This window comes from Geosporobacter subterraneus DSM 17957, from assembly GCF_900142145.1.
GTDB classification, from domain to species: Bacteria; Bacillota; Clostridia; order Peptostreptococcales; family Thermotaleaceae; genus Geosporobacter; species Geosporobacter subterraneus.
Genome location: NZ_FQZV01000060.1, coordinates 1 through 22,294 on the forward strand (window position 1 = coordinate 1; position 22,294 = coordinate 22,294).

Below are 22,294 nucleotides of genomic sequence, written 5' to 3' on the forward strand. Positions count from 1 at the left end.
GGTGACTTCATTTTAACAAAGTTGAAACTCTTTTTCTATTGTATTGGTTTCACTTTTTAAGTGAAACCAATAATAATGCAAAACTACTGTAACTATGCGGCACGAAGCAATGCTGGATAAATTATGATGAATAATTCAGGTTTAATAATAATCTGCTTCATGAAAAAAAGGATTCTCTTTGATTTCCACTCTGCCAAAATCTGTAGTTACATTCAGTTCTTCTACTTCTCCATCGATTTCATAAACAATTTTTAAAGTACTGCTGTCAATCATGGACAATTCAAAAGTCTCTAGACCTTCTTTTTGGACAAAATCTTCCATAATCCGCTCCCGAAGATGTTTTACCATAAATATGTCAAAGCGTCTCGTATCGCCAAGGTATTCGGAGATGAATTGTCTCAAACCCTCGTTGATCATTTTAATGTTACGAAAGAGGAAATCCCGTCTCAAGTTTTCCACTGTAACGAAAATCAAAAACGTAATCATGGCTGCAACAAAAACTGCACTTGTCATATTCATCCCACCTTTTCCTTTTTCTTGCCATATTTTTACCCAGATATCTTTTCAGAAAACACCTTCTCTATTGATAAAAATAATAAAGATCCTGAAGGTTTTTTTATGATGGATTTATCCTTATTAGGGAATAGTAGATTTTACGGATAGATAAGCGAAGGAAAAAGGGTTTTTGGATTTTAAAAAGAATTATGATATTTAACGCTAAAAAACTGGACCCTATATACTATACAACCTGTATCGTCCATTAAAATTATGATCCATAAACCTTGTGAAATTCATACTCTTCTGCAAGAGAAAGTTGGCTTTTTCTACATGCTTTTATGATATGCTGTACTATCATCCAAGCCCGCAGGCATATATTAAATAAATTTCATATCGACTCGGGAGGTTATTATGAAGACAATTGCCGCTTTTTTTGATATTGATGGTACCCTTTATAGAGATTCCCTAATGGTGGAGCATTTTAAAAAACTAATGAAATATGAGGTGATCGATGCAACCCTTTGGCATCGTAATGCGAAGCAAACCTATCAAAATTGGGATAAACGGCAGGGAAATTATGATGATTATCTGCTGGAAATTGCCAACATTTATATTGAGTCCATGAAAGGACTCAACAGCCAGCAGATGGAGTTTATAACCAACCAGGTGATTAGTCAAAAAGGGGATCGTGTCTATCGCTATACAAGAGCACGAATCGCATGGCATAAATGTCATAATCACAAAATTCTTTTCATCTCCGGCAGTCCCTCTTATTTGGTGTCAAAGATGGCAAAAAAATATGAGGTGGAGGATTATCGGGGAACAGAGTATCTAACCGATGAAAATGGAAACTATACCGGTGAAATCATACAAATGTGGGACTCTTCCAATAAACAGAAGGCTATTTTAGATTTTGTTGAGCAATATAACATCGATTTAGAAAGCAGTTACTCCTATGGAGACACAAATGGTGACCTATCCATGCTGGCCATGGTAGGCCACCCTATCGCCATCAACCCGACAAAGGAACTTCTGCAGAATATTCAGCTGGATCCTAAGCTTCGCAAAAAAGCATTGATCGTGGTGGAAAGAAAGGATGTCATATATAAGCTGAATGCCGATGTAGAGTTTTTATAGAATAACAACAGCCCTCATGATGATAATACCTTCACCATGAGGGCTGTTGTTATACTGCTTGATTTACTGATTCTTTGCCTCTGATCGCTGCCAAATAGGAAGGGGAACTTACTCTGAATATTTTGGTGCCGTATTCCTTCCAGTGCTCCAGAATTTCTTTTGCCTTTGCACTTCCTGTATACTGCACATGCTTTTGGAGCAAGCCTTTGAGTATCTGAACATCTTCTTCCGCCAGACTTTCAATGGTAACCATTTGAGGATTTACCTTGGCAGACAAGTCTCCTGCCTCATCCAGTATATAAGCTATACCGCCGCTCATGCCCGCACCAAAATTGTCCCCGATCTCTCCCAATATTACTGCTATCCCACCGGTCATGTACTGACAGCCATGACTACCGATTCCCTCTATGACTGCAGTAGCTCCACTGTTTCGGACTGCAAACCGTCCGCCTGCCATCCCATTGATATACACTTCTCCAGAGGTGGCTCCATACAGCAAAGTATTTCCTGCAATCACATTTTTGTCTGATGGGAAGCTGCTTCCTTTAGGGGGTGTTACAATGATCTTGCCTCCCGATAGTCCTTTTCCGAGATAGTCGTTAGCATCTCCTTCTAATCGAAGGGTTAAGCCGCTCACACCAAAGGCTCCAAAACTCTGCCCAGCGGAGCCTATAAAGTCAAACTGAATGGTATCCTCCGGCAACCCCTTATATCCATACTGCTGTGCAATCACTCCGCTGAGCATGGCTCCAATGGATCGGTTGGTATTGGCAATCGGCAGTGTTTTAGCTACCGCTTTTTTATTCAATAGCGCTTCTGCTGCCGCTTGAATCAATTCCCTATCCAATACATTTTCCGTCTGGTTTTTTTGCCCGATGGTACACTTGCCTTCAATTTTAGATGGCAAATCCGGTCTGTACAGGATCGGCTCTATATCTAAATGCTTTGCCTTATGGTTGTTAACCATACGGGGTTCCAGTATATCAACTCTTCCAATCATCTCATCAATTGTCCTAAAGCCTAACTCTGCCATAATCTCACGTACTTCTTGGGCTACAAAGTTAAAGTAGGCAATTATATGCTCCGGCTTTCCTTTAAATCCTTCACGCAATTTTGTTTCCTGGGTTGCGATCCCTACAGGACATTTATTCAGATTGCATTTTTTGCACATAATACATCCGCTGGCAATCAGACAGGCCGTAGAGAAACCATATTCTTCTGCTCCCAGCAGTGCAGCAACTACCACATCCCGTCCTGTGCTCATTTTCCCGTCCACCTGCAAGGTTACGCGGCTTCGCAAGTCATTGAGCAGCAAAGTCTGCTGTGTCTCTGCTAACCCTAGCTCCCAAGGCATCCCCACATACTTCATTGAGCTAATGGGAGCTGCACCGGTTCCGCCATCATGACCGCAGATGGTGATGGCATCTGCATAGCCCTTTGCAACACCGGCAGCAATGGTTCCAATTCCAATGCTTGAAGCCAGCTTCACATTGATCCGCGCTGTAGGGTTCGCATTTTTTAGATCAAATATTAGCTGTGCCAGATCTTCGATGGAGTATATATCATGATGAGGAGGTGGTGAAATTAAATCAATTCCTGGGATAGCATGGCGTATTTTTGCGATTTCAGCAGTAACTTTTTTGCCCGGCAAATGACCACCCTCACCAGGCTTTGCCCCTTGGGCCATTTTGATTTGTATCTCATCACAGTTTACCAGATAATCAATCGTCACGCCAAATCGGCCTGATGCAATCTGCTTCACTGCACTTCTCCGAATATTTCCATTTATATCTGAGTAGTATCGTTTTGTATCCTCTCCCCCTTCCCCGCTATTGCTTTTTCCTCCCAAACGATTCATAGCAACGGCTAGGGTCTCATGGGCTTCCTTGCTAATGGATCCAAAGGATATGGCTCCCGATGTAAAGCGCTTTACAATACTTTCAACCGGTTCCACCTCATCCAGTTCAATACCCTTTTGGGCCTTAAACTGCAGCAGTCCCCGGATTGTTGCAATGCCTTCTCTTGGACTATTTACACCTTCTGCATATTCCTTGTACATTTCATAGTTGTTATTTCTACAGGCTTTTTGAAGCTTATCAATACGCTTAGGATTCAAAATATGATATTCACCGCCGGATTTCCAGAAGAACTCTCCCCCTTCTTCTAGTTGGCGTTTGAGATTGTTGACGAATCCATAGGCTTCCGTATGGCGGATGATTACCTCTTCTGCAATCAATTCCAGTCCAATTCCCGAAAGTCTGGAGGAGGTACCCGTAAAATATGCATCGATTACTTCCTGGTGAATTCCCAGCACTTCAAATATCTGTGCACCATGATAGCTTTGCAGCGTAGAAATCCCCATCTTTGAGATGATCTTCAGCAATCCCTGGGCAATGGCATTGCAGTAGTTCTTATAGGCTTCCTCCAGCTCCATTTCCCCAATATACTGCTTGTTTTTTACCATATGGCGAATGGATTCCAGTGCCATATATGGATTAACTGCCTTTGCCCCATATCCAATCAGCAGGGCCATATGCATGACATCTCGGGCGTCACCGCACTCCATCACCAAGTCCACCTGGGTGCGAAGCTTTTTTCGAATGAGATAATGATGAACTGCCCCTAAGGCCAATAGACTAGGAATTGGTGCATTGTATAGATCCAGATTGGTATCGCTAATAACCAGGATATTGTAGCCGTTTCTGATATTCTCTTCAGCCCGCTTGCATAGACTTTCCAGGGCATTTTTTAGTCCATCCTTCCCTCCGTCAATGGGAAAGGTTATTGGCAGTGTGATGGCCTTAAAATCCTCTGAATATAAATGTCTTAATCTCTCCAGTTCATCATTTTTTAGTATGGGACTTTTTAACTCAATAAAATTTCTCTTTTTATCAATTTCGATCTCATCTAACAATTGACCATGCTTTCCAATGTACTGAACAAGAGACATGACGATCTTTTCCCGAATGGGATCAATGGGCGGATTCGTCACTTGGGCAAATTTCTGCTTGAAGTAATTAAATAAAAGCTGGGGTCTGCTGGATAGGATAGCTAAAGGCATATCAATGCCCATAGCACTGATAGGTTCTTCTCCGCTTTCAGCCATGGCTGCCACCACATGCTGCAGTTCTTCCTCCGTATAGCCAAAAACCTTCTGGTGGGTCAGCAATACTTCCCGGTTCATTTTTCGAATTTCATTGTGGGCTTCCAAATCATCCAAAGTTAATTTGTTTTGGCCTATCCATTCAGCATAAGGTCTTCTTCCGGAAATCTCCTTTTTAATCTCTTGATCCTTAAAAATCCATCCTTTTTCCATATCCACTACGATCATCTCGCTGGGTTTTAAGCTGCCTTTCTGCAGAATGTTATCCGGTGCAACATCAATAACCCCAGTTTCAGAAGCCATAATGACAAAGTCGTCCTTCGTAATCGTATAGCGTAAGGGCCGAAGACCATTTCGATCCATGGTGGCACCGATCTTATTTCCATCGGTAAATACAAGTGCTGCAGGTCCGTCCCAGGATTCCATGATTCTGGCGTGATATTCATAAAAGCCTTTAATTTGTCTATCCATCCTGTTGTTTTCCTGCCAAGCTTCTGGAATCAACATCATCATTACATGCTCCAGGGGGTGTCCGTTGGCCAGGAAGAGTTCAAAGATATTATCCAGGCTGGAAGAATCACTTCCCTCGGGTTCAATAACCGGCAGAATCTTTTTAAAATCTTCCCCGAAGCTTGGGGAGTACATAACGCCTTCTCGAGCATTCATCCAGTTGATATTTCCCCTTAGGGTATTGATTTCTCCATTGTGGGCCACATATCGAAAAGGATGGGCCAGCTTCCAGGAAGGGAATGTATTGGTGCTGTAGCGTTCATGGACTACAGCCACAGCGGTTTTTACTAATTCATTTTGTAAATCTGTATAAAAGGCTTCCAGCATATATCCTAAAATCTGTCCTTTATAGACGATTGTCTCCATGGATAAGCTGCAGACATAAAAATTATCCGTATAAGGTCTATTGGCCTTTCGAATTGCATTTTGCACAGACTTCCGTACTACCAGCAATTTTCTTTTAAATGCCTCTATGGGTTGGTTTCCCCTGCCGATAAAAATCTGACTTACCACAGGCCTAGTAGCTTTTGCAGAAATACCACAGGCATTTTCGTTAATCGGCACTTCTCTCCAGCCCAACAGCTTTTGTCCCTCTTCCCGCAAAATTCGCTCAAAAATACCTTCGCAGAATAACCGGGCATTGGGTTCCTGGGGGAGAAATACCATACCTACTGCATAGTCCATGGGCTCAGGAAGTGTAAAGCCTAGCTCTTTTGTTTCCTGAACAAGGAAATCATGGGGAATCTGAATCAATATTCCCGCTCCGTCACCGGTACTGGCATCAGCACCTACTGCACCTCTGTGTTTCAGCCTTTTTAAAATCTGAAGACCCTGAGTCAGGATATCATGGGTTTTCTGTCCCTTCACATGGGCTATAAAGCCTACACCACAACTGTCCTTTTCCATCCCTGGATCATAAAGGCCCTGGTCTACTGGCAAACCAATTTGTCCCATCTTTCATCAATCCTTTCCAAAATTAAATCCTTCTTATTTTTTGAATTTTTAGAATTATGAATTTTTATAATATAAACCCTATTTTACCATTATTTTAAATTCATATCAATACCTTTTCAAAGCTAATAAAATAAAGGTTTGCATCAATCTGTGCAAACCTTTTCATTGTGAGTTTTTGCAGGTTTTATGGTATCAATATTTCATTTTTCTGCATATATATAAACGTTTTCCTAATTTTTTTTCTTTGTTGTTTGTTAGATTTGTATTTTAAAAAACCTTCCACAATAATTCTGGAAGGTTTTTTATGGTCATTAAAACTACAAATCCTTTCGATCCTCTGCAATAAATTTCTGTCTGCAGTTCCAGCTGCAGAAATAATGGATCTCATTGTCTCGAATCACTTGATAGGCCTTATGCTTTGGAACATCATTCCCGCAAACTATGTCCTGCACGATTTCGATAGATGCTGCTTTTTCTTCTTTTTCCATTGTCTTTTGATTAGGGATCTTTTCCTGTGTTTTCGCCCTATTGGTTAAGAGTCTTACTACTACCCCCATAATACGCACTGCCAATAAAAAAATCATCATGGACCACAAAAACTCCGTCAACATACCCACTTCATATCCTCCTCGATCTAATGCAATGCCCTCATTAAAAATTCCACCAAAGGCTTTGGCTCAGATCTTTGCGGCATTCCTCTATGCTCTCTTAGTTCTTTTTCGTAATATAGAAAGAGCGAGCCCATGATAGATATTACTGCTATTTCTTTATCTACATCTTTCCTGATTTCTCCTCTATTTTTTCCATTTTCTATCATTTCCTCAAGTAATAGAAAAAGATGTTTTTTTTGTTCCATAATCCAAAGACGCATCTCCTTCGATACATTTACTTGATGTGGAACAACTTCTGCCATCTCAATGTGCTCTTTTAAAAATTCACCATGTTTGACAGCCAAAGCATATATTTTTTCTTCAATATCATTTTCGCCGTATACAATTTCTTTCACGATGAATGTATATCTTTCTACTGCATACTTGATCATCTCTTGGAACAATTCCTGTTTGCTGGAAAAGTATTGATATACGGTACCCTTTGCAACCCCTGCTGCTTGTGCCACATCATCAATCTTTGCATCGTGAAATCCCTGTTTTGAAAAGATTTTCACGGATGCTTGCAATATCTCCGTCCTTCGATCCTTTACTGCTGTCATAGTATCCTCCCTTACGCTTGAACTGATTTTCTTCTAAATAGTTTGCGTTTGATAAAGCTTTTAAAATCATCAAACAGCGTATACATCACAGGTACAAACACAAGGGTCAATAGGGTTGATAATGTTAAGCCGCCAATTACTACCGTAGCCATAGGGGCCTGTGCTTCTGCACCTTCTCCAATGCCAAGGGCTAAAGGCAATAGACCTAATACAGTAGTCAGCGTAGTCATAAGAATGGGTCTTAAACGAATCGGCCCTGCATTCACAATGGCTTCATTTCTTTCTTCTCCTTCACGCCTACGTGTATTAATATAGTCTACCAATACAATCGCATTATTTACAACAATCCCTGCTAACATGATTACCCCAATCAGCGCTGTAACGCTTAGGGTTCTTCCTGTAATGAATAAGGCTAAGGCACCTCCTGAAATCGCTAGTGGCACAGAAAACATAACCGTAAATGGATGGACTAAGGACTCAAATTGAGCTGCCATAATCATATATATAATGATAATCGCTAAGCCCAATGCCAGCACTAGATTTTGAAATGCCTCCATCATTTGCTGATTTTCGCCGCCAAGTTCATAGGTATACCCGCTAGGCATCGGATAATCTGCAAGTTTTGCCTGGATATCCCGGCTAATGCTTCCTAGATCCCTTCCTATAATTTGGCTATTTACTTGGGTAACACGTACCTGATCCTCTCGATTAATGGAGATCGGCCCTTGTACTACCGCAATCTGAGCAACCTGATTTAAAGGTACACTTCCTCGGCTGGAAGAAACGGATATCTGCCCCAGATTTGAAAGGCTTTCTTGGAAAATCGGATCTCCTTTGATAACCACATCAATTTCATCTCCATTCATTCGGTATTTCGTGGCAGTCTGACCTGCCACTGTTCCCTTTACAGCAGATGCAATCTGTGCAGCAGTCAATCCATATTGGGTAGCGATGTCTCTATTGACCTGAATCTCAACCTCAGGAATTCCTTCCTCCAGACTATTTTTTACTTCTCTTGTTCCTTCAACAGACATCACCATATTTTTGATGTCCTCGCCAATTTTCTTAAGCGTATCTAAGTCATCTCCCTTGATCTTAATATCAATAGGAGAACCACCACTAAAGGACATAGAGTTGGATGCACTTACACCCAGTTTTGCCCCCGGAATATCTTTTATCATTTTCCTTACTTGATCAGCAACTTCAATGGTCTGCCGTTCTCTCTCCGCCATTTTCTTCAGCACCACGTTGATAGAAGCTCTATTAGAACCAGAATTTCTAAAAGAATTCCCGGAAGATCCAACACTTGTAAATACAGTCTCTATCTCTTCTATCCCTTCCAGCATTCCCTCTATCCTTGTGGTTAATTCATCTACATTTTCCAACTCGTAGCCATTGGGCATTTGGATGGAGATTGAAAACTGCCCTTCATCAGAAGCAGGAAAAAATTCCATACCTACCGCAGCTATAGAGGCCATACTGCCTACAAAAATGACAAATGCAACAAAGACCGTAGTCTTTCTCCGATGCAGTGCACCTGATAATAATCTTTTATATCCTTTTTCTATTTTTTCAAAACCCTTATCAAAGGCGTTATATAAAAAGTTGAACAATTTGAATCTTCCTTGACGACCCTTACCTTCCACATTGTCTACCTTCAGCAGTTTTGAAGAGAGCATAGGCACTAAGGTTAAAGATATGATGAGAGAGGCTCCCAAAGACATACCTACAGTTAATGCCAACTCTTTAAATAAGATAGAAACAAGCCCTTCCGTAAATGCAATAGGCAGAAATACAGCTACCGTCGTTAAAGTAGAAGCTACAACAGCCATGCCAACTTCTTGAGCCCCTTTTACTGCCGCATCTATTCTCGAATATCCCAGCTGCCTATATCGATAGATGTTTTCTAAAACAACAATGGAGTTATCCACCAGCATACCAATCCCTAGGGAGAGTCCTCCTAAGGTCATCATATTGATGGTGATATTATTAAAGAAAAGCAGAATAAAGGTAGCAACCACAGAAACCGGAATTGCCACACCAATAATAAAGGTTGTTCGTAGATTCCTTAAGAACATATATAGAACGACAATGGCCAGGATTGCACCCATCATTGCACTATTGCTTACATTTCCAATGGCATCTTTGATATAAGTGGATTGATCCATAACGGTTACAATATCAACCTCTGGAAATTCCTTTTTAAGCTTTTCTAATTCTTGTGCTATTTTATTGGCAACCGTTACCGTATTGGTTCCTGATTGCTTCTGCATAGACACATTGATGCTTTTCTTTCCATTGGTTCTAGAAATAGAAGTTTCATCCTTATATTTCTTTGTAACCGTTGCTATATCTTCTAAAAGTACCCTCGTTCCCCCGGGTATAGAAATCGGGAGCTTTTGGATTTCCTCAATAGATTTAAATTCACCAGTAGTTCGGATCGTTAATTTCTGTGCTCCCGTTTTTACTTCTCCTGTAGGGGCACTGTAATTCTCTGTTCGCAGTACTTGGGCAAGCTGATCTACCGTAAGACCGTAGCCCTTTAACTTTTCTTGATTGATAGCAATTTCAATTTGATCCGTATATCCACCGGATACATTAACAGAGGCAACCCCTGGCAATCTTTCCAATCGAGGTTTCACCGTATCCTCTGCAAAAGCCTGAAGTTTTGCCAAATCATCTCCGTCGGTCAAAGCCAGCTGCACAATCGGCTGGGCATTGGGGTCAATTTTCATCACCATTGGCGTACTGGCGTCACTAGGAAGCATCCCCTTGACCAGGTCTACCTTTTCCCGCATTTCCATGGCCACATCATCCATATCTGTCCCAAAGTCAAATCGAGCAATGACCAAAGAACTTCCCTCTGTGGAAATGGATTGGAGGGTATCAATACCACTTACGGTTGCAACAGCATTTTCTAAAGGTCGTGTTATCAGCTCTTCAATTTCCTGAGGACCAACACCGCTATAGGAAGTGGTTACAATGGCTACCGGCACCTCTATCTTGGGCATTAAATCAATTGGGATTCTCGTCAAAGATATAACCCCGAGTACGATCACAATCAAGGTCATCATAATAATGGTAACAGGTCTTCTAACTGAAAAACTAGACAGATTCATTATTGATCACTCCCTACGACTTTGACAATTGATCCTTCTTCTACATAATGCTGACCTTTAACAATAACCTCATCTCCTGGTTTTAATCCTTCAAGGATCTCAACAAAGGCGCCCGTATCGATCCCCTTCTTTACTTCTCGCTCAACCGCCTTCCCATCTACAACAATATAGGCGAGACTTCTTGCTCCTTTTTGAACAACGGTCTCTCCCCTTACTGCAATCACATTTTCCTTCAAACGCGTATTCAGCTGTATTTTTGCAAACATCCCTGGCTTGATTCTCTGTTCCTTATTTTCAATGTAGATCTGCACCGTATACTGATTCGTTGCTGCATTGGCAATAGGACTGATGGTTTCCACCTTACCTGCAAACTTCTCCTCCGATGCCGCTGGGATAAGGATATCTACCGGCTGCCCCAGCTTTACATCATTGATCATATTCTCCGGAACATCAATTTTCACAAAAAGCCTGCTCATATCTACAACCATCACTGCCGGTTGGGCCGTAGAAGCCATTTCCCCTACTTCAATATTCACTGCTGAAACGGTTCCACTAATAGGTGAAACTACAGATGCATCCTTCAAGCTATCTAAAGCCTGTCGATAAGCCAGTTCTGCCTGCTCTATCTGAATTCGGGCTGTCTCCAGAGGCCTTTCAGATGCTGCTAATACCGCCTGCTCATACTGGCTCAAAGGTACGGCTCCTTGCTCATAAAGCTGTCTTGTTCTTTCTAAATTCACCTTAGCATTATTTACCTGTTCCTCTGTACGGGCATAATTTGCTTTAGCAGAGGCCACTGATATTTGAGCCTGATCCACCTGTTTTTGAATATCTTCCTGATTCATTACAAAAAGAATCGTCCCCTGGGTTACTGTTGAACCTACTTTTGCCTGTACACTTGTAACCTTTCCCGGCATTTTAGGTACCACACTGACCTCTCTGTTGGCTTCTACCTTACCACTAAAGCTGATTTCATTGGCGATCGTCCTAAGTACTACCTTTTCAGTTTCAACCGGTGTATACATTTCTTCTTCCTTTACTTGCGTATCTATTTCCCCAGCCTTTTTTCCTGTACATCCTGCAAGAAAACTCGTCAATAACGTAGATACCATTAGTATTGCGATTATTTTCTTTTTCATCGTCTTCCTCCACTTCATTCACCATATTATCAGCAATATTTTGAACTGACTGGTCAGTCATCACAATTAATTATACGCTTCTTTTCAGTTACTGTAAATATGGAGTTTTCATTTATGCTAAATAAAGCAGTTGATCAATATCTATTACCTGCAGCTCAGAAATATCCTTAAAACGAAAGATATATATCGCCCATTTCTTTTAAAAATAGATTTTAACGTCTTATTATGAATCACATTTCCATAGACTAAATAAGTTTTGTCCTATTTTAGTACATAAAAAGCATATCTTATAAATACACGCCCTATTTTGATACATTTTTTCTCTCCGTTTTTAGTCCTAGTGGATAATTTATTTCCCCACCGTCCTTAGGCCCCGTAAAATCAATGTTTTTTCTTGATTGATTAATTTGGCATGATACTTGCGTATTGTATACACATATAGAAAGAAGCAAAGCACATATGGATAGGCAGCAAAAACCAGTGCTGGTTTTATCACAGCCTTATGCAATGCTTACGATGCAGAGCCCCAATCTGACTATACTGTATCTGCAGCAGAGACAGTGCCTTCGCCGACGGCATTGGACTATAAGAATGTACAGCTTGCCTTAAGGGACGGGACTTATCATGGAAAAGGAGAAGGTTTTTTGGAGATATATTCGTATTAGAAAGTCAATCCTATTTTCAAATTACGATTATGGCGGGCGTGGAACCCCGCCACTCAGTATTGTCTGTCAACGGGATTATATACAAAGAAGGATGCCAGTGCATCCTTCTTCTTTTGTCATTCATTTTAATAGAGAGGGCAACCTCTCTTTCTTATATCCTCAATCCATAATAGCTTCACAAAGCGCATCTATTTCGTGGAAATCCTTAAGCTGATAAACCCATATGGCCGGTAAAGCGGCGTAGCCATAATGTACTCCTGCAATGGCTCCTGTCACTGCTCCGATGGTATCCGCATCGCCCCCCATATTTACGGCAGTTACTACCGCATCATAAAAATCTCCGGTATTCATCAGGGCGTATAAGCTGCAGCGCAGCGTATCTACTGCAAATCCGCTGGGATTTAATTGTTGATATTGTACAGTTCTCTCGATACAATCCCGGTAGCGTCCTTGGATGTCGTATTTTTCCAGAGCTGTTTGAACGCCTTCCTCTAGTGCCTTGCCTTGCAGCAGTTCCCAGACAATATGGTTATTGATGCAGCAGGCTTCTATTCCCAAGGGATCTATATGGGTCATTTGGGATTGGGCTTTCGTTACGGCTATCATTTTTTCGTAATCATCTCTATAAAAATAAGCCACTGGGGCACAGCGCATAAGGGCTCCATTTCCTGCGGATCGCCCTCCGCTGGCTGTATGTGCCGCTTCACCGGCCTTTATCCAGTTCCGGTGTACCTGATAAGCCTCTAAAGCATGTCGGGTTCCCATACCAATATCCTTTGGTTCCGATGCATACCACTCCATAAAATACTTACCAATGGCGTCTATAGGCTCTTCTTTATTTTCCATGATTCCCTTTACAACGCACAGTGTCATCGCTGTATCATCGGTGGTTTCACCGGGCTCCAGCTTTAGCCATCCGCCGCCGATCATATCCTCTACGATTCCAAACTGCCAGCGAATATCCTCTTCCTTCATAAATTCAAGCGGTCCCCCCAAAGCATCTCCCAATGCCAATCCGAATAACATACCCCTGATTTTGTCTTCCAAATCCATAGCCTTCCTCCTGTACACCGACAAAAGATTTCTATTCCTTATTATATATCAGTTTCTATTTTCTGGATATGGTGTCTGAGTCCCTGATCTTCATTTGATATTGATCTTTCATTTTGCCTTGATCATTTTTCACACACTTTGCGCAAAAAATCTTCCGATAAATCCTTTTGGTACTCTTATAAACTCCGTGACAGGTTTGGCAATAATAATGGTATCGATAAATCTCCTCGTTATATTTTGCCGCAACACAGTCACTTTTAAATATCTCTTTTAGGGTTTTTACAAATTCCGGTCCGTGGCCATGCTTCCACTTCTTCCTTTTATAAAGGTAATAATGGGTTAACTCATGCTTCAGAATCTCTATAAGTTCTGTTTTTCCAAATTTTTCAACATAGGATCGGTTAACCTGTATATGTGCATTTTGCTGGGACCTATTGTACCGTATATTGGCACCGGAGGTTCTTAAACGGTTTGACCATGTTACCAGACCTAAAAAATCTTCTCCTGCATAATATACATAGATCTGATTTGCTAAATTATAAAGCTCATCTTCCTCTAATAAAGAGGCTTCTTTAATTCCAGCCATAAGCTTTTCAATGAAGAAATCCTGATGATCCATTTTTCGCTCCTCGTCATAAGTATGTTTCTTTTGCCTCTGCACATAATACTATTATACGCTATGTAATCATAAAGCAGCATTACTTTATTGCATCAGGGAGGAGGATCTTCATGACGAGAAAAACCAAAAAAGGAATTGTAGGGAAGAAAATTCCTAGTTCCTTAGAACGAGAAGAGGTCGGGGTAGGCATTAGCTTTACCCAGGAACATGTATATAACGGTGATGAAATAGAGGCTCTGGTTCAAAAAAGGAAACAACAGCAAGATTTGCAATAAAAAAAATTGGGCACCCTAAAGGTGCCCCATTCCATAGCAGTTTCCGAACTTGAAAGAAAGGAGTAGTTTCTTTCATGCTATATCTTATTCTACGAGGGTATAAAAAATCCTGCTCTATTTTAAAAAATAATCTGAATATTTTAACCCCTGCTTGGAGGACCTGATATGGAACAACCTTGTGTTCACAGCTGTAAGCTTATCTTTGTTCATCCCTTTATTTATGAGGACCCACAACACGGTCAAATTGTTCAGTCCCTCCTATGCCCCCAGAGTCAATGGCAGCTTAAGGTATATCAGCATAACGTAGAAGCAGACCGACTCCGTACAGAATACTTTCTCCCTCATATCATTAAATTTCTATTTCCAACCATGTACTGCAGTTCTACAGAATATGAGGCTATCGGTAAGCAGTCTGCCAGCATCCTGCAAGAGCTTTCCAGTCTGGACTTTGTCATGAAGCCTGAAGACTTAGAGAAATACAGAAAATTTCATCTAAGCGGAGATGCTGCAGAATATGATTTATCCTTTGAAAATATCTGCTTAAAAGTGTTTAACGGGGGTGTAGGGTTTCTTTTTTTCGAAATAAGTCCCGATGTGGAAGGATTGACTCTCAATGATGTGATTACTATCAACCAATTGCTGCGTCCTATCCGCCCCTTATATCAGGGCTCTCCGGTGGCGACCCTTATCCAAAAGAGCAGGGACCGCATTGTTACGGTAAAGAACCTGTTAGAGGAATTGCTGAATGAGATCTACCATTCTCATGTTTACAGCACCCATTATAACATTTATATGGACCGCCTTTTGTTTTATACCTACGTATGCTTAAACCGACATTCGCTAACAGACAACCGATGGATATACCAGCGTCTGGATCTCTTAGAAGCCTTAAGAGGCTTAAGCCATTATTATCCTTATCAGGAAAATACTCATGTTATCTCGCCTCAAGAGGAAGAGGCGATCTATTACTCCAGACATAAATCCTCTATTTACGGTTTTAGCAAGGAAGGCGGCGTACTACTGTCAATGGATCGCGATCCATCGGGCAGGATTATTCCTCCAAATGCAGATGCAGCTTATATCCCAAATTATTTTTCAACCTATTATCTGGATATTTTTCTGCTGGCTCTCTACCAGCGGATTTCCTTGATCAATTATTGCCGCAAGCTCAGCATGATAAAGTCTATTTTGAGCGATAAAAATCAGATTGAGCATATTCGCTTCGAAATACTGAAATTCACCAACACTGCTTGGTTCACCCAGATTACTAATGCAGAGCTGGGCATGGGGATATGGAAGCACTGGTTCCGGCTCTTTGATAATGATATCCTTTATGCAGAAGTAAAACAGGGACTGGATGAGCTGGACGATTTTTTGGAAAACAAGCGTCAAAGTCGTTTTTCACTAAAATTAGGGATTGTGACTGCATTAACCATCCCTCCCACTTTGATTTTCAGCTATGTGGGCAACCGATTTGAAGAGATTCGTCTCCAAAACTTACTGCATCCCCGGTTTCTCATAAGTTCTTTCCTGCTTTTTTCCGGCATGCTTGGCATTCTCTATGTGGTGGACCGTTATTACAGCAGACCCTATAAATAAGTGTTATTCTATGCCATATTTCCATAGTCTCTCATATAAACTAGATCGGCTTATTTTTAATATTTTTGCCGTTTCTGACCGGTTTCCCCCCGTTTGGTGCAGGCAGTTCAGGATTGCCTCCCTTTCGGCCTCCTCCAAGATCTCCTTTAATTCTTTTCCCTGGGGTACAAAACGACTTTTTTCCGCCTTACGTAAATACATAGGCAGATGTACTTCCTGAATTTCCTTTCCATAATCTACTAAGATAATTGTTCGCTCTAAAACATTCTCAAGCTCCCGTACATTTCCCGGCCATCCATATTGTGTCAACCAGTTCATAGCCTCTTTGGATATACCTGCTACATAATTGCCTACCTGTTCTGACAGCTTTTCCAGCAAATGCCGGGCAATGATCGGTATATCTTCCGGCCTCTCTCGAAGGGAAGGAATTTGTATATTCATCACATTAAGACGATAATACAGATCCTCTCTAAACTCTCCTTTTGCAACCATTTCTTCAAGATTTCTATGGGTAGCTGCGATAATCCGAACATCCACTTCTATATTCCTTACACCGCCGACCCTTTCAATTTCCTTCTCCTGGAGTACACGCAGCAGCTTTGCCTGCATAGCTAAAGGCATATCGCCTATTTCATCTAGAAATATACTGCCTCCATTGGCAGATTCAAACTTTCCAATCTTACCTCCCCGTCTTGCACCGGTAAAGGCTCCTTCCTCATAGCCAAACAATTCAGACTCCAGCAGCTCTGATGGGATTGCAGCACAATTAATCTTCACAAAAGGCTTTGGTGCCCGATGACTGCAGCTGTGAATGGCGTGGGCAAACAACTCCTTTCCCGTTCCGCTTTCTCCCCGAATCAATACATTGGAATTGGTTTGGGCAGCCCTCTCAGCCAAATATTTTGCTTCTCTAAGCCTTTCACTGCCGCCAATAATGCTGTTAAAGCTGTATCGAGCGCTGCTTGCCTGTTTGAGAGCATCCTTATAATAATTTAACTCTTTTTCAATTTTGGTAATTTTTGAAGCCAAAATCCCCACTTCTTTTGGGTCCTTAAACATGATTTTTCCGATAGCTCCAGAGACTTGTCCATTTTTAAAAATAGGAATTCGCATGACTACAATATTTTTCCCCCGAACCCGCTGTATATCTCCAATCTCCTCCTTCCCTGTTTCTACAACAATATGCAGCCGCGTGCCATCTATCACCTCTGTTACATGCCTTCCAATAACCTCTTCCTTATTTACCCTTAAAAAATCTGCATAGGGCGCATTCATCATCGTAATATATCCTTTTTTATCTACTACTACAATTCCTTCATAGGCACTATCAATGATGATTTTTAGAACCTCAGAGGTGTTCTTTTCATTCTCCAGCGCTTTAGTCACCCTTTTCAAATCCGTAATATCCTGAAATACGGCTACAGCACCGACAATATCCTGGTCTTTAATGATAGGTGTACGATTGATAATTAACTGGTGTTTATTAAAGGATTCTGCTTTGCCCAATTCTTTTTTCCCTGAACGGATGACCTCCGGCAGCTTGGAGTCGGGCAAAACGGTGTATATATCTTTGTTGATTGCATCAGCCACCTTGGTTCCCAGGAGTTTTTCGGCCCCATGATTATAGACAACAACTCTATTTTGTTTGTTAATAGCAATGATGGCATTATGGGTAGAATCTAAGATCGTTGCCAATTCGTTGACCAAAAACTGCTGTTTTTGAAAATAATCCTTGATGAGCTTAGATTTATCTAAAATTCCCATAAACTGATTGTTCCCATCCACAATCAAAACAGGTTTTTCATAATATTCTATGGCTTTCTCAATGGCATCCTCTTTCCAAAGCGTCACGTAGTCTTTCGAAATAAATGCTTTGATTTCCTTATCTTTATGGTCGCTCCAAGTTTTGTGAAGCTTTATGATGGTTTCTATAGCAATAATGCCTACAGGTCTTTTTAGATGGTCTAGTACAGGAATAAAACCCAGGTGATCTTGGCCTATAAAATTGTGAATATTTCCTATTTTTTCTTTTTCCTGAATGCTTTGCTGTCTATTGCCAAGATAATCCTTTACTTTCACCTTCACAGCCTCCTCAAATTCGCAAATCTATCCTATATTCTATTATACCATAAGACTTTTTTCTTATAATATATGGACAATTTCGTTTCTTATGAAATACTGTCAAGATTTGAAAAAGCTTATAAAAACTGCTTCAATAGTTTTATTGAAAAATGCGAATAATAAAATATAATACAATGATTTTAGAAAAATCAATCTAAACTGTCATAATACAGATCGATATAAAGCCTTGGAGTTTCTATATAAAAAGGAGAGATCGTTATGAAAAAGCTGCAGAATAGTATCATCACACTACTTCTGGCTGTCACTGTCATCGGTGGAGGTGCAGCTAAAGCTTATACCCACAGCAGTGAAAAAGATTTTGTATTCCAGCACCAGACATCCCTAGTCTCTGCAGAAATATGCTGTCGATAAAATCAATCAAAAGACATTCTGGAAAACAAGACCGATATAAATGATAAAAATATCCTGTGACAAATCTCACAGGATATTTTTATCATTTATATTGACAATCATTCTCAATAGGTGTATGCTAATACTGGAAGAAAAAAGGATGAATTTTACTTGTTTTAACGAGAATGATTTTCATTTTAATATCATATTTATTATTAATGCTATGATGAGGGGGTAATAAAATGACATTAGACTTAGCCGTAAAAGGTCAGAAAATTGAAGTAGTCACAATCCCTGACGGAACCATTCGGGCTCAGGCGATTCGATTAGGCATTTACGAGGGTGCAAGACTGGTTTGTTCAGAAAAGTTGCCGGCAGGGCCAGTGATTCTTCAAAACAGAATGCAGGAAATTGCCATTGGCAGAAATCTGGCGAAGAGAATTGCGATCAAAGCGATCTAGGAATCATATATAAGGAGGTCCAGTAATGCATTGTCATAATCCCATGTGCAATATGTCTATACCTGAAGGGGCAAGAAAAATCGTTCTGGCAGGTAATCCTAACGTAGGTAAATCGGTTTTTTTTAATGCCTTAACCGGCATGTATGTAGATGTATCCAACTTTCCCGGCACTACCGTAGATATCAGCGTAGGCAAGTTTCAAAATGACGTAGTTATGGATACTCCTGGGGTATACGGGGTATCCTCCTTTAATGATGAGGAACGGGTAGCCAGAGATGTCATTCTATATGCAGATGTGATCCTAAACGTTGTAGATGCCGTGCATTTAGAGCGTGACCTTTTCCTGACACAACAGCTGATTGATATGGGAATCCCCATTGTGGTCGCCCTCAATATGATGGATGAAGTAAAGCGAAATGGTCTTCGCATTGATATCATCAAATTGTCCCAGGAGCTGGGAGTAGAAGTTATTCCCACCACAGCCATCAAAAAAGAAGGCTTTGAAAATATTAAGAAAGCCTTTGACCGGGCAAAGCCGGGCAATCCAATTCCAGAAGTAAAGGCTCTGGCAGATGCAGTTTCTCACCAAGTGGATACCATGGGAGAAGCCTTACTGGTAGTGGAAGAAGATGAAAATATTCTCGAAAGGCACATGCTTAAGAATGAGCATAGGCAGAGAGAATATATCTATAAACTGCGTAGAAATCGCATTGATCAAATTGTTGACCAGGTGGTTTCACAGACGAATCAGGGAGCATCCTTTAAAACAAAGCTTGGCCGCTGGATGCTGCAGCCGCTGACAGCTATACCGATTTTATTTGTAGCCCTATATCTTACTTATCAGCTTATCGGAGTTTTTGTAGCCCAGACCGTTGTTGGTATCACGGAAGAAGTGATTATGGGTGAATATTACTATAACTTCATTATGGGAATCACAACCCGCTTTATTGATGAAGGTTCCTTCATAGGAGAGCTGCTTATCGGTGAATTCGGGGTTCTGACCATGGCGCCCATTTACCTTCTCGGTTTATTGCTCCCATTGGTTGTAGGATTCTATTTCATCCTCTCTATCATGGAGGATTCCGGTTACCTTCCGAGAATTGCAGCTTTGGTAGACCGGCTGCTCACCAATCTGGGTCTCAACGGAAGAGCAATCATTCCGATGATTTTAGGTTTCGGGTGTGTTACTATGGCCACCATTACTACCCGCTTATTGGGTTCCAAACGAGAACGGTTTATAGCCACTATGCTTTTGGGTCTTGCAATTCCATGCTCTGCCCAATTGGGTGTCATTATCGGCTTAATCGCTCCTCTCGGCGGTCAAATTGTTTTACTCTATAGCATCACCATTTTTATTGTATTTGCTTTAACCGGTACTATTCTAAATAAAATTATGCCTGGGGAGTCTACAGATCTACTGATCGACCTTCCTCCGCTGAGATTGCCTATTGCTTCCAATGTTCTGAAAAAGACATATATTAAATCTAAAATGTTTATTGCCGAGGCAGGTCCCTTGTTTGTAATAGGTGCTGTTGTTGTAACGATTCTCCAATATACCGGTGCGCTGGATGCCATATCCGATGCTTTTGCCCCCATTACCGTAGGCTTTTTGAAGCTGCCGAAGGAAGTGGCACAAACCTTTATCATGGGTATCATTCGTCGTGATTTTGGTGCTGCCGGGTTAAATGATCTAGCCTCTCAGGGTATTCTAAATCCCCTTCAAGTAGTCGTCTCTTTAGTAGCCATTACCCTATTTGTCCCTTGTATTGCAGCAATCATGGTAATCTTTAAGGAGAGAAGCTGGCAAGAATCTGCTCTAATCTGGGTAGGAAGCTTTGTAATCTCTTTCCTAACTGCTGGGATTTTAGCGCAGCTGGTGATGTAACCCATCATATACCTATCATAGGGGAGGCTTGGTTTCAATGGAGGTTATTTGCCCTATCTGCGGAAATAAAGTATCTGATACGGAAAAGCAACCGAGATGTCCAAGATGCCATACAGTTCTGAAGGAAATCCCCCAATGCGGGGATTGCAAATCTGGCTGCAGCCTAAATATGAAAATCATAACCGATGAACAAAAACATTAAAGGTTCTGCCGTAATGGGCAGAACCTTTTTATTTTCTTTTAATATTCCAAAAGACTACCAGAATCAAAATGACAATTCCGCTATTGACCAACATGAAGGAGGTAAAGTTAAAATCCTCCGGATTCAAAATTCCATTATGATATTGAAGCTTCATTGGTACTGCTGACATTGCAGTTATTGCTGCCGGTTGCCCTATGAAAGCATAGGGCCTTTTATCCTCTATCGCCATATAATGGGGCTCTTGGTTCCCTGTCCAAGCATGATCGCCATAAACATAATAGATCGTACACAACAATATTAGAATAATCGAAAGCACTCTAAATCTCATCTTTCATTAGCCTCCTTGAAAAAAAGAACCAAGGATATGGTTTTTATAGACTCAATTGAGCGGAAAAACGCCACTGATTATTCTCTTTTACAAGCTTTAACCGATAACGGTTATTTCCATTGGCATAAATCTCAGTGACATCTACCATGGCATATTCTTTTCCCTCATAGATCGGTTCAGAGAACTGTATTGCCTCAAAGGCCCCTAGTCCCTTATCCATGATTCCTTTGATACGCAGCGGTCCATATCCTTCCGGAATATTTCTGCGATAGACTTCGCTGGCCAATTGATAAACCAGTTGAGATGCCTTTTTCTGATCAATGCTTCCATTACAGGTCTTTTCAATTAAAGTTCCCCAGGTTTCAATAAAAACCTCTACCTCTTCTGTTTCAGGAATCAAAAAAGGTTTCTCTACAATAGCTTCTTCCACTGCCGGAGTTGTTGTATCTTCTTTAACCCCTTCCTGAGGCTCTGCAGCAGCCTCCACCTCACTATTTTCTGCTGCCTGCTGGGTACTTTCTGCACTGGCTCCCCTGCTTAAATAATATCCTCCAAAGATTCCCACAGCACCGCCAAGTACAATAACCATTATAACAATCAGTATTCCTACAGCTGCTTTTTCGCCCTTCATAACCGTCTCCTCTTTAGATCAATGTCTATGATTTCATCTATTCATCTACTAAAATTTTTACACGCATATTTTTATTGTAACACGAGTATTACTCTTTTTTCATCTATTTCTTCATAAAAAGGAAGCTATTTCGAAATACAGGTTATTCTCCTCCGGTATGATTTTTAAGATTTATTTCTCTTTAAAAGCCTTATTTCTTGGCAATTATTCATTCACACCAGTATGGTTTAGGTATTCATTCACTTCTAATGAAATTCTGTCGAGCAATAAAGTGAAACCACTTATCAATATCAAATTGCACCCAATTATGGCCAGTTCTTGAATTGAATTATATCCTAGACAATAAAAAAGGCGTCCTTAAGGACGCGTTTTAAAACCTAAGCCGCTAGGCTTAATTTTCTAACCGATAGGTTATTCCTTGCTCACTAGTATAT

The 22,294-nt window shown here is 40.9% G+C and carries 18 protein-coding genes; 7 read left to right on the forward strand and 11 right to left on the reverse strand.

Annotation, left to right across the window (positions count from 1 at the left end; genetic code table 11):
- Positions 1-141: 141 nt before the first annotated feature.
- Positions 142-513: a hypothetical protein gene (locus tag BUB56_RS16645; RefSeq protein WP_110942389.1), complete on the reverse strand. Its 372-nt coding sequence runs from the start codon at positions 511-513 to the stop codon at positions 142-144.
- Positions 514-909: 396 nt separating this feature from the next.
- Between BUB56_RS16645 and BUB56_RS16650 the strand changes: the two genes are divergently transcribed.
- Complete coding sequence (locus BUB56_RS16650; protein WP_110942390.1) at positions 910-1,635, forward strand: HAD family hydrolase; 726 nt, start codon at positions 910-912, stop codon at positions 1,633-1,635.
- Between the two features lie 49 nt (positions 1,636-1,684).
- Here the strand turns inward: BUB56_RS16650 and gltB are convergent, their stop codons facing one another.
- The 7 genes from gltB to BUB56_RS16685 form a co-directional block, all read right to left on the reverse strand.
- A complete protein-coding gene (gene gltB / locus BUB56_RS16655; RefSeq protein WP_110942391.1) occupies positions 1,685-6,202 on the reverse strand; it encodes a glutamate synthase large subunit in 4,518 nt (1,505 codons plus the stop codon).
- 317 nt (positions 6,203-6,519) lie between these two features.
- Positions 6,520-6,813 carry an eL24 family ribosomal protein gene (locus BUB56_RS16660; protein ID WP_110942402.1) on the reverse strand — a complete coding sequence of 98 codons (294 nt, stop codon included), beginning with the start codon at positions 6,811-6,813 and terminating at the stop codon, positions 6,520-6,522.
- Between the two features lie 23 nt (positions 6,814-6,836).
- Positions 6,837-7,412: a TetR/AcrR family transcriptional regulator gene (locus BUB56_RS16665; RefSeq protein WP_110942392.1), complete on the reverse strand. Its 576-nt coding sequence runs from the start codon at positions 7,410-7,412 to the stop codon at positions 6,837-6,839.
- Between the two features lie 11 nt (positions 7,413-7,423).
- A complete protein-coding gene (locus tag BUB56_RS16670; RefSeq protein ID WP_110942393.1) occupies positions 7,424-10,531 on the reverse strand; it encodes an efflux RND transporter permease subunit in 3,108 nt (1,035 codons plus the stop codon).
- A complete protein-coding gene (locus tag BUB56_RS16675) occupies positions 10,531-11,670 on the reverse strand; it encodes an efflux RND transporter periplasmic adaptor subunit (protein WP_110942394.1) in 1,140 nt (379 codons plus the stop codon). The genes BUB56_RS16670 and BUB56_RS16675 overlap by 1 nt, the downstream gene beginning before the upstream one ends.
- 824 nt (positions 11,671-12,494) lie before the next feature.
- Positions 12,495-13,388: an ADP-ribosylglycohydrolase family protein gene (locus BUB56_RS16680; RefSeq protein WP_110942395.1), complete on the reverse strand. Its 894-nt coding sequence runs from the start codon at positions 13,386-13,388 to the stop codon at positions 12,495-12,497.
- 55 nt (positions 13,389-13,443) lie between these two features.
- Positions 13,444-14,007: a SprT-like domain-containing protein gene (locus tag BUB56_RS16685; protein ID WP_110942396.1), complete on the reverse strand. Its 564-nt coding sequence runs from the start codon at positions 14,005-14,007 to the stop codon at positions 13,444-13,446.
- A gap of 110 nt (positions 14,008-14,117) precedes the next feature.
- Here BUB56_RS16685 and BUB56_RS19540 point away from each other — a divergent pair, with 110 nt between their 5' ends.
- Together BUB56_RS19540 and BUB56_RS16690 are read left to right on the forward strand one after the other, a co-directional pair.
- Positions 14,118-14,282: a hypothetical protein gene (locus BUB56_RS19540; protein WP_190014646.1), complete on the forward strand. Its 165-nt coding sequence runs from the start codon at positions 14,118-14,120 to the stop codon at positions 14,280-14,282.
- A gap of 165 nt (positions 14,283-14,447) precedes the next feature.
- Complete coding sequence (locus BUB56_RS16690; RefSeq protein ID WP_110942397.1) at positions 14,448-15,881, forward strand: hypothetical protein; 1,434 nt, start codon at positions 14,448-14,450, stop codon at positions 15,879-15,881.
- 3 nt (positions 15,882-15,884) lie between these two features.
- Here the strand turns inward: BUB56_RS16690 and BUB56_RS16695 are convergent, their stop codons facing one another.
- Positions 15,885-17,960: a sigma 54-interacting transcriptional regulator gene (locus BUB56_RS16695; protein WP_242946413.1), complete on the reverse strand. Its 2,076-nt coding sequence runs from the start codon at positions 17,958-17,960 to the stop codon at positions 15,885-15,887.
- 261 nt (positions 17,961-18,221) lie between these two features.
- Here BUB56_RS16695 and BUB56_RS19545 point away from each other — a divergent pair, with 261 nt between their 5' ends.
- The 4 genes from BUB56_RS19545 to BUB56_RS19550 all read left to right on the forward strand — a co-directional run bounded on the left by BUB56_RS19545 (position 18,222) and on the right by BUB56_RS19550 (position 20,901).
- The gene (locus BUB56_RS19545; protein WP_190014648.1) at positions 18,222-18,374 is read left to right on the forward strand and encodes a hypothetical protein; all 153 of its coding nucleotides are present in this window, start codon (positions 18,222-18,224) and stop codon (positions 18,372-18,374) included.
- A gap of 221 nt (positions 18,375-18,595) precedes the next feature.
- The gene (locus tag BUB56_RS16700) at positions 18,596-18,814 is read left to right on the forward strand and encodes a FeoA family protein (RefSeq protein WP_110942398.1); all 219 of its coding nucleotides are present in this window, start codon (positions 18,596-18,598) and stop codon (positions 18,812-18,814) included.
- A 25-nt stretch (positions 18,815-18,839) separates the two neighbouring features.
- Positions 18,840-20,699: a ferrous iron transport protein B gene (gene feoB / locus BUB56_RS16705; protein WP_110942399.1), complete on the forward strand. Its 1,860-nt coding sequence runs from the start codon at positions 18,840-18,842 to the stop codon at positions 20,697-20,699.
- Between the two features lie 37 nt (positions 20,700-20,736).
- Positions 20,737-20,901: a hypothetical protein gene (locus tag BUB56_RS19550; RefSeq protein ID WP_190014650.1), complete on the forward strand. Its 165-nt coding sequence runs from the start codon at positions 20,737-20,739 to the stop codon at positions 20,899-20,901.
- 28 nt (positions 20,902-20,929) lie between these two features.
- Here the strand turns inward: BUB56_RS19550 and BUB56_RS16710 are convergent, their stop codons facing one another.
- Both BUB56_RS16710 and BUB56_RS16715 read right to left on the reverse strand, forming a co-directional pair.
- Entirely contained in the window at positions 20,930-21,229 is a 300-nt protein-coding gene (locus BUB56_RS16710; protein WP_110942400.1) for a hypothetical protein, read from the reverse strand.
- A 43-nt stretch (positions 21,230-21,272) separates the two neighbouring features.
- Positions 21,273-21,860 carry a hypothetical protein gene (locus BUB56_RS16715; protein ID WP_110942401.1) on the reverse strand — a complete coding sequence of 196 codons (588 nt, stop codon included), beginning with the start codon at positions 21,858-21,860 and terminating at the stop codon, positions 21,273-21,275.
- Positions 21,861-22,294 lie beyond the last annotated feature (434 nt).

Bases quoted from the DNA above. Each gene is read 5' to 3' on its own strand.
- BUB56_RS16645 (WP_110942389.1), bottom strand. From the start codon at position 513: ATGACAAGTGCAGTTTTTGTTGCAGCCATGATTACGTTTTTGATTTTC.
- BUB56_RS16650 (WP_110942390.1), top strand. From the start codon at position 910: ATGAAGACAATTGCCGCTTTTTTTGATATTGATGGTACCCTTTATAGA.
- gltB (WP_110942391.1), bottom strand. From the start codon at position 6,202: ATGGGACAAATTGGTTTGCCAGTAGACCAGGGCCTTTATGATCCAGGG.
- BUB56_RS16660 (WP_110942402.1), bottom strand. From the start codon at position 6,813: ATGTTGACGGAGTTTTTGTGGTCCATGATGATTTTTTTATTGGCAGTG.
- BUB56_RS16665 (WP_110942392.1), bottom strand. From the start codon at position 7,412: ATGACAGCAGTAAAGGATCGAAGGACGGAGATATTGCAAGCATCCGTG.
- BUB56_RS16670 (WP_110942393.1), bottom strand. From the start codon at position 10,531: ATGAATCTGTCTAGTTTTTCAGTTAGAAGACCTGTTACCATTATTATG.
- BUB56_RS16675 (WP_110942394.1), bottom strand. From the start codon at position 11,670: ATGAAAAAGAAAATAATCGCAATACTAATGGTATCTACGTTATTGACG.
- BUB56_RS16680 (WP_110942395.1), bottom strand. From the start codon at position 13,388: ATGGATTTGGAAGACAAAATCAGGGGTATGTTATTCGGATTGGCATTG.
- BUB56_RS16685 (WP_110942396.1), bottom strand. From the start codon at position 14,007: ATGGATCATCAGGATTTCTTCATTGAAAAGCTTATGGCTGGAATTAAA.
- BUB56_RS19540 (WP_190014646.1), top strand. From the start codon at position 14,118: ATGACGAGAAAAACCAAAAAAGGAATTGTAGGGAAGAAAATTCCTAGT.
- BUB56_RS16690 (WP_110942397.1), top strand. From the start codon at position 14,448: ATGGAACAACCTTGTGTTCACAGCTGTAAGCTTATCTTTGTTCATCCC.
- BUB56_RS19545 (WP_190014648.1), top strand. From the start codon at position 18,222: ATGAAAAAGCTGCAGAATAGTATCATCACACTACTTCTGGCTGTCACT.
- BUB56_RS16700 (WP_110942398.1), top strand. From the start codon at position 18,596: ATGACATTAGACTTAGCCGTAAAAGGTCAGAAAATTGAAGTAGTCACA.
- feoB (WP_110942399.1), top strand. From the start codon at position 18,840: ATGCATTGTCATAATCCCATGTGCAATATGTCTATACCTGAAGGGGCA.
- BUB56_RS19550 (WP_190014650.1), top strand. From the start codon at position 20,737: ATGGAGGTTATTTGCCCTATCTGCGGAAATAAAGTATCTGATACGGAA.
- BUB56_RS16710 (WP_110942400.1), bottom strand. From the start codon at position 21,229: ATGAGATTTAGAGTGCTTTCGATTATTCTAATATTGTTGTGTACGATC.
- BUB56_RS16715 (WP_110942401.1), bottom strand. From the start codon at position 21,860: ATGAAGGGCGAAAAAGCAGCTGTAGGAATACTGATTGTTATAATGGTT.